Origin of the sequence: Streptomyces sp. NPDC102467 (genome assembly GCF_044765445.1) — a bacterium.
Classification (GTDB): Bacteria; Actinomycetota; Actinomycetes; order Streptomycetales; family Streptomycetaceae; genus Streptomyces.
Genome location: NZ_JBIWKA010000012.1, coordinates 311,941 through 323,966 on the forward strand (window position 1 = coordinate 311,941; position 12,026 = coordinate 323,966).

8 protein-coding genes are annotated in these 12,026 nt (G+C 70.6%); 3 read left to right on the top strand and 5 right to left on the bottom strand.

Going from position 1 to position 12,026, the window contains the following annotated elements:
* The first annotated feature begins 30 nt into the window (after nt 1-30).
* Nucleotides 31-1,944, top strand: a complete 1,914-nt coding sequence (locus ACIREE_RS26375; RefSeq protein WP_404156891.1) for a GAF domain-containing SpoIIE family protein phosphatase — start codon at nt 31-33, stop codon at nt 1,942-1,944.
* Nucleotides 1,945-1,977: 33 nt separating this feature from the next.
* Here the strand turns inward: ACIREE_RS26375 and ACIREE_RS26380 are convergent, their stop codons facing one another.
* On the bottom strand, nt 1,978-2,553 hold the full coding sequence (locus ACIREE_RS26380) for a hypothetical protein (RefSeq protein WP_404156894.1): 576 nt from the start codon (nt 2,551-2,553) through the stop codon (nt 1,978-1,980).
* 149 nt (nt 2,554-2,702) lie between these two features.
* Here ACIREE_RS26380 and ACIREE_RS26385 point away from each other — a divergent pair, with 149 nt between their 5' ends.
* Nucleotides 2,703-2,975 carry a hypothetical protein gene (locus ACIREE_RS26385; protein ID WP_404156897.1) on the top strand — a complete coding sequence of 91 codons (273 nt, stop codon included), beginning with the start codon at nt 2,703-2,705 and terminating at the stop codon, nt 2,973-2,975.
* Nucleotides 2,976-3,001: 26 nt separating this feature from the next.
* Here ACIREE_RS26385 and ACIREE_RS26390 read toward each other — a convergent pair whose 3' ends face one another.
* Both ACIREE_RS26390 and ACIREE_RS26395 read right to left on the bottom strand, forming a co-directional pair.
* Nucleotides 3,002-5,713: a family 78 glycoside hydrolase catalytic domain gene (locus ACIREE_RS26390; RefSeq protein WP_404156900.1), complete on the bottom strand. Its 2,712-nt coding sequence runs from the start codon at nt 5,711-5,713 to the stop codon at nt 3,002-3,004.
* Nucleotides 5,714-5,882: 169 nt separating this feature from the next.
* Nucleotides 5,883-7,910 (bottom strand): MGH1-like glycoside hydrolase domain-containing protein, encoded by a 2,028-nt coding sequence (locus ACIREE_RS26395; RefSeq protein WP_404156903.1) that lies wholly within the window; start codon nt 7,908-7,910, stop codon nt 5,883-5,885.
* Here ACIREE_RS26395 and ACIREE_RS26400 point away from each other — a divergent pair.
* Entirely contained in the window at nt 7,900-8,109 is a 210-nt protein-coding gene (locus ACIREE_RS26400) for a hypothetical protein (protein ID WP_404156906.1), read from the top strand. The two genes, ACIREE_RS26395 and ACIREE_RS26400, sit on opposite strands and share 11 nt — an antisense overlap.
* A gap of 155 nt (nt 8,110-8,264) precedes the next feature.
* Here ACIREE_RS26400 and ACIREE_RS26405 read toward each other — a convergent pair whose 3' ends face one another.
* Together ACIREE_RS26405 and ACIREE_RS26410 are read right to left on the bottom strand one after the other, a co-directional pair.
* Complete coding sequence (locus ACIREE_RS26405) at nt 8,265-10,769, bottom strand: GH92 family glycosyl hydrolase (protein WP_404156909.1); 2,505 nt, start codon at nt 10,767-10,769, stop codon at nt 8,265-8,267.
* 678 nt (nt 10,770-11,447) lie between these two features.
* Nucleotides 11,448-12,026: DNA-directed RNA polymerase subunit alpha C-terminal domain-containing protein (locus tag ACIREE_RS26410; protein ID WP_404156912.1), on the bottom strand; the 579-nt coding region annotated here is incomplete at its 5' end.

Genomic DNA, 12,026 nt, shown 5'->3' on the forward strand with positions numbered 1-12,026 from the left:
CTTGTGCGCGCGTGTTGAGGGGATGACGGAATGGGCCGTGCCGATGCTGCCGGTGAGGAGCCGGCGACGTCTGTGCACGCGGACGCGGTGCGGGCGGCCGCGTTGCGGGACACGGGGCTGACGGCCCTGGCGGATGCGGGGATGGACCGGTTCGCGCGCCTGGTGACGAGGGTGGTGGGGGTGCCGGTCGCGCTGGTGTCGCTCCTCGAGAGCGACCGGCAGATCTTCCCCGGCATGCTCGGGCTGGCCGAGCCGTGGGCGTCGGCACGCCAGACGCCGCTCAGCCACGCCCTGTGTCGACACGTGGTGGCCTCGGCCCGGCCCCTCGTACTCAGCGACGCGCGGGAGTCCGACCTGACCTGCGCCAACGCGGCGCTGACAGAGCTGGGGGTGGTCGCGTACGCGGGCATGCCGCTGACGGACTCGGACGGGCACGTGCTGGGCTCCCTGTGCGCGATCGACACGGACGTCCGTGCTTGGAGCGCGGACGAGTTGCGGGACCTGGAGGATCTCGCGGCGGCCTGCAGCACGGAACTGAGGCTGCGCGTCGTGTCACGTCAGCGAGAGCAGGCGCGGCGGGGCGAGGCGCAGGCGCGGCAGGAGGCCGACGCCCTCGCCAAGCGGACGGAAAGCACTCTGGCCCGTTCGCAGGTGCTGCTGCGTGCCGCGGACGCGCTGGCGGACACCACCGGGATCGACGAGGTACGCCGCCGGGTGAGCGACCTCATGATCAATGACCTGCAACCGGTCTACGTCGGACTCATCCTGGTCGAGGGCGAGTGGATGCGGCGCCTGACGGACGACGGGGACGGCGCCGCCATGGAGCGTGCCAACGAGTACTACCGACTGGACTCGAACTGGCCGACGGCCCGCGCCGCACGCGAGAACCGCACCATCACCGTCCACGGCCTGGACGCACTGGCCGCACAGTACGGTTCCGAAGCCGTGGCGGCATTCACGCAGCTGGGTCTTGAGACCGTGGTGTGCGTCCCCTTGCCCGGAACGGTCGTCCCGCTGGGCGTACTGGTGGTGGGCTGGGACATCGACTACGAGATCGACATCATCGACCAGGCGGTCCTGGCGTCGCTGGCCGGATACACCGCCCGCGCGGTGGAACGCGCGACGTTCGTGGACAACCGGGCGGACGCGGCACGGCAGTTGCAGACGGCCATGCTCACCGACCTGCCCGTCGTCCCCGGACTGGAGAGCGCGGCCCTGTATCGGGCGGCGGCGGACGACGACATGGTCGGCGGCGACTGGTACGACCTCTACCAACTCCCCGACAACACCGCCCCGCACACGGTGACTCCGACCGGCAGCGTGCCGACCTCGCCGCTAGGGACCGTGGTGGCCAGCATCGGCGACATCACCGGCCACGACATGCACGCGGCGACCTTGATGGGGCAGGCCCGCAGCATGCTGCGCCAGGCCGACGTCGACCATGCCGACACCGGCCCCGCCACGGTACTGAGCGCCCTCGAGCGAGCCAACCTCGCGCTGAATGTCGACGCGAGCGGCACACTCGTCCACGCCCATCTGCGGCCGTCCGGCACAGCAGGGGCATGGGAGATGACCTGGACGAACGCCGGTCACATGCCGCCGATTCTGGTCACCCCCGACGGTGGGGTCGAGCACCTCACCGACCACCAGACGATGATCCACCCGGCGTTGCCGCTGCTCCCACGCGAAAGTTACCGCCGACTCCTCGAGCCGGGGACGATGCTGCTCCTTTTCACGGACGGCCTGGTCGAACGACCTGGCCTCGACATCGACGTCACGATGCGGCAGACCGCACATCTGCTGCAGAGCTTGCGCGAGCGCGACCTGCCGACGGTGCTGGAACAGGTGGCGGACACCATCGCGGGCCACACCCCGGACGACGACATCGCCCTGCTGGCCCTGCGCATCCCGCCGCTCCTCGCTCACCGCCCGGATGCCGACTGACCGTCAGCGCCCACGGGTCGGACATCGCCGCGGTCAACGCCGGTCGCCCCGCCCGTCATGGTCGAGGTGCTCGTGGGCGAGTGCGGCAACTCGCCGGGCCAGTGAGGCCAGTTGCGGATCGCGACGGGCTGCCGCCCGGACCAGGCGCTCGATGTCGTCGGGCCATGCGCCGGTGGCCGAATCGGCTTCGCCGATACGGGCGAAACCGCGGTCCACGAGCCCCTGGGCGTCACCGGTGCGGTGTCTCGCCGCAGCTTTGACGGCGCCGACCGCGTTGGCCAGGGCACTGGCGGGCCGCGACCACTCTTCCTCGCGGGCTCGTGCCGCAGGGTTCCCCTGGTCGTAGTCCACCTCGTCGGCGACAGACCGCGCGCGCACCGACAGGTCCAGTCGCCAGAACAGCGATACCTGTTCGAAGCGGACGAACAACAGGCGGCGGCGGTCGGAATGAAGGAAGTCCGGATCGACGCGTACCTCTGCCACCGGCTGCACCTGGTGCAGGAGCGTTCCGACCTGCGCCAGGCACACCGTGAACCGGGCGTCGGGGACGATCCACTCGACGTCGATGTCGCTGTAGGCATCCTCGCCACCCGCCGCAAGAGACCCCACCAGCGTCGTCCTTGAACCAGGACAGCCCCGCCCGAGAACAGCCCGCACCCCGGCCGCCAGGCTTGCGCGGTCACCTCGCCACTCCATGGCGGACAGCGTAGAGCGGTATCCCGGGCTTCTATCGCCAAGTAGCGGGCATTCGGAGTGGCATGAGCATTCATGAGGAGCACAACTCCGCGCCGGAGATGGGTCAGATGGAGCGTGGCACGTCGCAGCGGCTCGCGGCGCGTCAAGGTATGTGGGTCCAAGCGTGGACCGCGCTGTGTGTCCTGCTCGCCGTATGGTCGCTGGTCTGGGGCGTCGGGTGGGCGACCGGAACTGCGAATGCGTGGGCCTACGGCTTGGCCGGCCTGATCCTGTTGGGCTGCGCGGTGTGGGCCCGGCGCTCCGCCATTCGCAATGCCCCGCCGCGCCACCTGTGAGGGCGATACGTTGACCGATCGCGGGTTCAGCCGACGATGAAGGTCCACGTCCCGGAGCCGACGCGGTACGAGACCGAGTGTGCGCCGCTGTGCGACTGCCGGGCCCGGCTCGGGGGCTGTACCCGTTCCCCTTCGTCCTGGCGCGGCACGGTGACCACGGCACGGCTGTTCGCCGGGATGGTGACCGTGAGGCGGAGCGTGCCGTGGCTCTTGTGCCAGCTGCTGCTGACGCGTCCGCGCACTGTCTCCTGTGACGCCGACACGTGGTCGAGCGAAGCGGGCACCGCGGGGGCGACGGAGAGGGTCCGGTAGCCGGGGGAAGTGGGGCGGATACCCGCGAGGACGGTGTACAAGGACGTGTTGACGCCGGCGAACATGGCGTGGTCGTGCGTCTCCATCGAGGAGCTGTAGAGCCACTGCTCCCATGTGCTCGTGGCCCCGTGAGCGACCTGGAACCCGAATCCGGGGTAGGTGCGCTGCTGGAGCATGGTCATGGCCAGGTCGGTCCGGCCGACGCGGGCCAGCGCGTCGACCAGGTAGCGGGTTCCGAAGATGCCGGTGTCCAGGTGACTGTCGTCGGGTCCGACGATGGTGCGCACGAGTTGGTCCCCGACCGCGTCGACCCGGTCGGCGGGAACCAGCCCCAGGGCCAGCGGGAGGATGCTGGTCACCTGGCGTCCGCTGCCGTACGTGTCACCGGCTTCGTTGAGGAAGCGGGTGTTGAAGGCGTTCTTGACGCGGTCGGCAAGAGCGTCGAATCGCTTGGCGTCGTCGTGGTGTCCGAGAGCGGCCGCGGCCTTCGCCACCGCTTGCGCCTGCTGGTACGACAGAGCGGTGTTGACCAGGGACACCTCGCTGAAGCAGTCCCCGGCGGAGGGGCTGCCCATGCCGTCGTTGGCCTCCGGTCCGTGGTCGGGCGGGCACCAGTCGCCGAAGCCCTTGTCGTCCGGCCAGATCAGCCCGGGCACATCGGTGGCGTTGCGGTCCACGAACCGTTTCATGTCCGGGTAGGCGGCCGCGAGCGCGTCGCGGTCCTGGTACTGCTCGTACAAGGTCCAGGCGAGGGAGACCTGGCCCCCTGCCATGTCCGGGTACTGCGCCTTCACGTCGTCGGAGGGCAGCGCCGTGCCCGGCGGCATGTCCTGGAGGTACTTCGCGTAGAAGCCGTCCATGCCGAACTCGCGTGTCGCGGCGTCCCGGTAGGCCTGGACATCCATGGCGGGCGGGGTGCGTTCGTCACGAACCGGGGTGTCGGTGGGGGTGCTCATGGAGTTGTTGAGGATGCTCCGGCGATTGTTGCGCCAGATGCTGTCGAGCAGGTCGCTCGAGGAGTCGAACGACCCGGTCGAGGGCACGTCCGCGTGGACGACGCGGGCCTCCACGTCCCCCGAGCCCGGCGCTCGCGGCAAGCCGGTGACTTCCAGATAGCGGAAGCCGTGGTAGGTGAAGCGCGGCTCGTACGTCTCGTCGTGGCCCGTCCCCGCGAGGGTGATGGTGTCGGTCGCCGCGGCATCCCGGTTGGTGGCGGTGTCCAAGGTGCCGTCGGCGGCGAGTTCCTCCGCCGTGCGCAGGGTGATCCGGGTGCCCGCGGCGCCCTTGGCCCGCAGGCGCGGCCAGCCGGCGATGTTCTGTCCGAAGTCGTAGACACGTGTGCCCGGACGGGGTTCGGTCATCCGTACCAGTGCGAGCGTGTCGGTCACGCGGACCGGCGGCATGGTGTTGGCGTGCAGTTCGCCTTGGGGCGGATCGGCCGGCGCCACAGTTTTCCAGCCCGCGTCGTCGAACGAGGGCCGGTCCCAGCCCTGTTGTTCCTCGCGTGCGTCATAGGACTCGCCGTCGTACAGGTCGTCCGCGGTGATGGGGCTGTCGGACCACTTCCAGGAGGAGTCCGTGGTGAGCGTGCGCCGGGTGCCGTCGGCGAAGGTGACGTCGAGCAGCATCACCGCCTGTCGCCCGCCCTCCCATCGGAAGCCGTACGGGCTGAAGTTGTCACCGTACCCATGGCCGAGCCACAGGCCGACCGTGTTGTCGCCCTCCCGCAGTGCTCGTGTCACGTCATACGTGTCGAACAGCACGCGCCGGTCGTAGGGCGTGTTCGCGGGGGCGAGTACGTGGTCGCCGACCTTGGCGCCGTTGAGCCGGAGCTCGTGGAAGCCGAGCCCCGCGACGTAGGCCCGGGCCCGCGTCACCTTCTTGCCCAAGGTGAAGTCCTTGCGCAGGAGCGGAGATCCGGTCTTGGGGTCGGACGGGGCTATCCACTGTGCCCCCTTCCAGTCATCGCTGTTCTGCAGAGCGGTCTCCCAGTACGACGGGGAGCTCCAGGCGGACGGCAGGCCGTGCGCGTCCCAGACGCGGACCTGCCAGTAGTAGCGCGTGCCCGGCGTGAGGTGTCGCCCCTGGTAGGGCACGCTGACGGACTCGGCCGAATGGTGTCTTCCGCTGTCCCAGACGTCGGCGCGGCCGTGGGCCAACGCGCTCGGGGACGTGGCGACGCGGATCTGATACGCGGATTGCAGGGCGTCGCGCTCGTGGGCGTCCAGCTTCCAGCTGAGCAAGGGGTGCGCGGCCTCGACGGAGAGCGGTTCCGTACGTCCGTCGGCGGTGGTGCCGCGAATTGTGAGGGTGCCTTGGGCGGCGGCGGAAGGGGCGCCGGTGAGAAGGGTCGTCGTCAGCAGAGCGGTGGCGCACACCAGGGTGAGGGAGCGCAGACGGGAGGAGGGCTTGCTGCGTCGGTGCACGGTGAGGCCTTTCGCGGTGTGACGGGCGGGGGCGCGTTCCCGTGGCGTGTGGCGTATGGGGGCGCGGGCCTTGCGTTCGTGGCGAGGGCGTCGGCGGCGAACGGGCGCGACGCCCCCGAGGCGGTGGGGCGGCGCACCGTGTCTTCGTCGCGGAAGCGTGGCGGAAGCGTCAGTCGCGGCGGACCGTGACCCGGTGCGTTCCGGGCGAGGAGGGCGTGAGCCGGACGTGGCCGTCGGCGAAGCGGACTCCCCGCGCACGCTCTCCCCGGCGCCAGACCGTCTGCCCGTCGACCCGCACGGTCCAGTCACCCGAGTCGGGCACGGGGACGCCGATCCCGGTCACGGCACCCTCCGGAGCGCTGACCGTCAGATCGAACGCGTCGTGGTGGCCGCGCTGCCAGGACACGGCGATGACACCGGCCGCCGTCACCAGACGGCCTTCGGCGAACCGGAGGTCGGCGGGGTGGGGGACGACGGTGTGACCGGGACCCCCGTCCGCGGCCGGTGAGATGCCCAGGAGTCGATAGGTCAGCGCGGACGTCGGGCCGGTGGACCAGCCGTGGGCCGCGCTCATGTACGAGCCGGTGTAGTCCGACGTGCCGTCGCTGCGGTAGCCCTCCCAGAACGTACTGGCCGTACCCGCGGGGCTGTCGAGCATGTAGCCCCACTCCCGGCGGATGAGGTCGAGCGCGGTGGTGGCACGGCCGGCCGCGAAATGCGCGTGCACCTCCATGCCCCCGGGGAAGGGATGCACCGATCCGGCGCTCTTCTCCGGGCTGGGCGCGCCGACCGGCGTCCAGCGCGCGGCGAGGCGTTCGCTGATGGTGGCCGCGCGGTCGGGGGAGTCGACAAGCCCGAACCAGACGGCCAGCGCGTTGCCGTCCTGCGGGTACAGGGACGCACCGGCGCCGGAGGGCTTGTCGCGGTAGAGCCCGGCGTTCTCGTCCCAGTAACCACCGGACTCGACCGCCGACTTGAGAGCCGCGGCATGTGCCGACCACTCCTGCGCGGAGGCGGTGTCGCCCTGCGACCGGGCCAGCGCGCTGCCGGTCACCAGGGCGCGATACATGATCGCGTTGGCCTGGATGTTCTTGCCGTCGGAATCGCCGCGTGCCCAGTCGGCGCTGCTCGTCACATCGAGCAGCCCGCCGTCGAGCTTGGCGACGCTGTACGTGAGCGCCTTGCGATAGGCGTCGTACACGGTGGCCACCCACGAGGTGTCGGCGCTGATCTGCGCGTAGATGGCCGTGCCGATGAGGGTCCACAGGTGATACGTGTCGGAGTTGCCGACGAAATTGACGGCTGGGCCCGCGTAGGGCAACGCGCCGGAGTCGGCCTGGTGGTTGTAGAGGGTGCGCAGGGAGTTGCGCACGGTCTCGAGGTCGCCGAGCGACACGTAGTCGGTCAGTACGGAGATGCCGAGATCGCCGGGCCAGATGGTGCGGTCGCGCTTGGCTCCGTCGACCAGCACGGTGGCCCCGGCCTCACCTACGGTGGCGGCGTTGTTCCAGCCCACTGCGGGCGGTCCCCACACGCGGCCCTGGTCGTTGGCGATGATGTTGGTCTGGACCGTGTAGGCCCCGGCGTACCAGATGCGGTTGAGCAGGTCGTCGTCGCAATGGAAGTAGTTGGGGTAGGCCGCCAGGTCGGTGACATTAGGTGCGAACGTGATGTGCACCGTGACCTCAGTGAGGTCGATCGTGCCGGACGTCCCGTTGCTGAGAGTCAAGTAGCGGAATCCGCCCCGCAGTTGAGAGCGTGGCGGAGTCGTGGTGTCGGTGCCGCCGGTGGGCGTGTTCTGTTCCGTGCTCACGGTGCCGCCAGGGGGCGCGCTGTAGAGCACGGGCGGTTCGTCGTCGGACCCGCCGTTCGAGCCGTCGCTGCCCGTCGCGCTGACGTAGGTGGACAACTCGGAGTAGGTGAGGCCGACCATCTGGTCCGCGGAGGTCGTCGACGCGAGGCCGAGGGTCACGAATCCGCCGACCTCGCGGCCGAAGTCCAGGGTGACGGAGGCGCCGGGACTGGTGAGCCGGGTGCGGGCAGCTCTCTCCCGGGGGCGGCGGTCGTGGACGAGCGCCTCGGGGGAGTCCACGGTGCCGGTGGTGGCGTGGACGGCGACGGCGTGGACGGTGCGGCTGCGGGGCGACAGGTTGAACCGGTCCCAGCGCCCTGCCGGCGCGGCGGATATGTGCGCCACTGGATCGGCCGAAGCCGAAGCTGAAGCGGAAGCCGAAGCGGAAGCGGAAGCCGAAGCGGAAGCGGAAGCCGAAGCCGAAGCCGAAGCGACAACCGAAGCCGAAGCGGAAGCCGCAGCAGAGGCCGGAGTGGACGCGATGGCGGTGACGGCGGCCGCGCCGGCGCCCGCGGCAAGGACGGTGCGGCGGTTCGGGCCGTGAGGTGTGTGCTGGGACATGCGCGCTCCCTGGCTGTGAGGTCTTGGCATGGGCCGAGCGAACTGGACGTGCTGGTTGTTGCCATCGCGCGTGCGCGGGTCGTCGCCCGCCGCCGGGTGAGGGGGCGGGTTCAGCGCCCCCCCTCACCCGGCGGACCGTCAGCCGCCGGCCGGGAACGAGGGCGGCGCGTCCTGCGGGGCCGTGCCCCAGTCCTTGCCGGGCGTCGCGCCGAGAGAGAACCGCAGGGTCCCGCCGCGCAGCACCGTCGAGCCGGGCATCCACGTGCGGTCGGAGGCGGCACCGTCGACGCGGACGCCCTGGATGTACGGGGCGGACGCGCCCGCTCCGGGAGCCTCGATGCGCAGCGTGCGGCCGAGGCCTCCGTGCACCTCTGCCCGCGGGAACAGCGGCGACGTGAGCACCAGGTCCGCCCGGGCCGGCACCTGCGGGTACACGCCGAGCGCGGAGAAGACGTACCAGGCCGACATGGTCCCCGCGTCGTCGTTGCCCGGGATGCCGCCGGGCGTGTCGGTCCACAGCTGGTCCAGCTCGGCGCGGACGGTCTCCTGGGTGCGGGCGGGCCGACCCAAGTAGTTGTACAGATAGGGCGAGTTGATGTCCGGCTCGTTCGTCGGGTCGTAGCGTGTGTCGTCCTTCGCCGAGAAGTCGAACGCGCCGTCGGACGTACGGAAGAAGGAGTCCAGGCGCTGCACGGCCTTGTCCTTGCCGCCCATCGCCTGAGCGAGCCCGGCCACGTCGGAGTAGACCATCCACGTGTACCGGGCGCTGCTGCCCTCGACGAACCCGTCGCCCGTGCCGGGGTCGAAGGAGTCCCCGGCCCAACTGCCGTCGCGGTTGCGGTCGCGCATCCAGCCGGCCTCCGGCGTGGCGTCCGGGTCGAACACCTTGCTCCAGGCACCGGAACGGCGCAGGAAGTCGGCCTGCTGGTCACGCTTGCCCAGCGCGCCGGTCAGCTCCGAGAGACCGTAGTCCGCGGCCGCGTCCTCCAGCGTCTCCGCGGCGCCACCCCAGCAGTGGCAGTCGTCGGACGGGACGTAGCCGTGAGTGAGGTAGAAGTCGAGGGAAGGACGCTGCCCCACGCACTCGACCTGGCAGCCCGCGTCGGACGAGTCGTTCGCCGTGGGCACGGTGGCCGCACGGACCAGGGAGTCCACCGCGCCGTGCACGTCGTAGTCCCTGGCTCCGAAGGCGTACATCCCGGCGAGCGCCACGGCCGACGGGTCGCCCGACATCACGCTGGTCTTGCCCTGTTGAAGTAGCCAGCGGTCCCACTCGCCGCCGCGCTGTCCGGCGTACGCGTAGAGGGATTGCGCGTAGTCGCTCGCTGCCTTCGGCGACAGCCACGCCATCAGCTGGACCTGGGCCCGGTACTGGTCCCAGCCCGAGAAGGTCCCGTACTGCGCGCTCTGGCCCTTGGCCAGCCGGTGGGCGCGTCCGTCGGCGCCGGCGTACCGGCCGTCCACGTCGTTGGCGACGGTCGGCTCCAGCATGGAGTGGTACAGCGCGGTGTAGAAGGTGCGCCGCTGGGCCTCGCTGCCGCCGCCGATGCCGACCTTGCGCAGCTCCGTGCGCCACTGGGCGGCCGCTTCCGAGGCGGTGTCGTCGAAGGAGGCGGACGCCGGGTTCTCCTTGCGCAGGTTCGCCTCGGCCCCCGCGGCGCTCACGTAGGAGATGCCGACCTTCATCTGGACCTGGCGCACATCCTTGCCGAACGTCACGTACGCGCCGGACCCCTTGCCCGGCTGCGGGTTGCCGTTCTTGTCGTAGCCGGTGCCGCCGGAGGTCTCGGTGCCGCCCGGGCTCAGGTCGCTGTCGTGCCAGGTACCGGTTGCGGCGAAGGAGGTGTCGAAGTGCGCGGTGAAGTGCAGGGTGTAGAGCTGGTGCCGGTTGTTCTCGCTCTGCGGGCCGCAGAAGTTGCCCGCTTCGACGGAGCCGGTGACGGTGCGGTGGGCGGCGTCGACCTTTACGTGCGCGTCCGTGCTGCCGCTCTCGGAGTTCGATGTGCGGAAGAGCATCGAGGCCGTCTTGTCCGCGGGGAACCCGAAGCGGCCGGTGCCCGTGCGGGTGGTGGCGGTCAGGTCGGCGGTCGCGCCGCTGTCCAGGGCGACCTGGTAGCGCCCGGCGGTGGCCTTCTCCTGTGCGTGGCTGAAGTCGGAGGCGTACGTGGCGTCACCCGTGTCCGCGGACGGGGAGCCGGTCACCTCGCCCACGTGCGGCATGACGGGGATGTCGCCCGCCGCGCCGGAGCAGCCGACGCCGCTGAGGTGGGTGAGCGAGAAGCCGCGGATCCGCGTCGCGTCGTAGCGGTAGCCGCCCGGCGCGGGGTTCTTCGCCTGGGTGCCGGTGGTGGTCTGCGGGCTCCACGAGAGCATGCCGTAGGGGCGGACCGCGCCGGGGAAGGTGTTGCCCGCGTTGCTGGTGCCCACCAGGGGATCGACCTCGCGCACGGGGTCGGTCACCAGGGCGGGGGCCGCCGCGTCCCGGAGCGCGGGGGCGGCGCCCGCCGGTGCCGCCATGGTGGTGAGCAGGCCGCCGGCGAGCACGGTCGCCACGGTGCCCGCCAGCAGGCCTCTGCGGCGGGTGGGGCGCGGACACCGGGAGCGTGGGGCCCCGGTGAGGCTGGAGAGAGCTGTCGTCGTCATGCGGTGCCTTCTTACGCCTGTCGCACGCGCTGTACAGGCCTTGGGGGGAGGGCTTGATAACGATGTCAAAGAACGCGGGCGATGTTTCCGATCAAGATTCGGGGTGTCAAGAGGGCGGAGATTATTGGCCGTTGATGACAGCTTCCGGATCTGTGGAGTGCCAGAGTCATGAAACACCGCAATGACGACAGCTGCTGCGGTAGATCGACCGGGTGCGCGGAAGGGCGCGAATACGGTCGTCGCCGGTTCTGTCCGGTCCGGGCCGGATGGTGGCGAGGACTGTGCGCCGACTGCGCCGGGGCCGCGTCAGAAAGCTCACCCGCGAGGGCCGCGAGCGCGTCTGGGGCGGGCCGAGGACCATTCCGGCTGGTTACCGCGTGAAGGTCGTCGCGGGCTGCAAGCTCCGGGAAGCCGCGAAGGGCGAAGGAGCTTGCAGCCGGCGACAGGGGCGGTCACTCGGACTCGCCTCCGTGGGCCGATCGAGGCCTGGCCCACGGGTTGCCGTTCACCGTCGAAGACGGAGGTGGAGCGCACAGAGCGCCCTACATGACGGTGCGCCACGCGCCAGAATGGCGCCCGCCATGCATGCGTCCGTCTCGATCACGGCTGTGGCAGCCGCGTCGCACCGCACCCGCCCCGGATGGGGCGGCCGGCTTACATGCGACCCGGCTGCGGCGCTCAGTACTGCTCGGTCTCGATGAACCCGGCGTCCGCGTCGTCGGCAGCCGTGAAGGTGTCGGCGGCGGTGGTCGGGTCGAATCCGGGCGGGCTGTCCCTGAGCGCGAGACCCATACCGGCGAGCTTGACCTTGATCTCGTCGATCGACTTCGCACCGAAGTTGCGGATGTCGAGCAGGTCGGCCTCGGAGCGGGCGACGAGCTCACCCACGGAGTGGATGCCCTCGCGCTTGAGGCAGTTGTACGACCGAACGGTGAGGTCGAGGTCCTCGATCGGCAGTACCAGATCGGCGGCCAGGGCGGCGTCCGTGGGGGACGGGCCCATGTCGATGCCTTCGGCGTCGATGTTCAGCTCGCGGGCGAGACCGAACAGCTCGACCAGCGTCTTACCGGCAGACGCCATGGCGTCGCGGGGACGCATGGCCTGCTTGGTCTCGACGTCGACGATCAGCTTGTCGAAGTCGGTGCGCTGCTCGACACGCGTGGCCTCGACCTTGTACGTGACCTTGAGAACCGGCGAGTAGATCGAGTCGACCGGGATGCGCCCGATCTCCTGACCGACCTGCTTGTTCTGCACCGC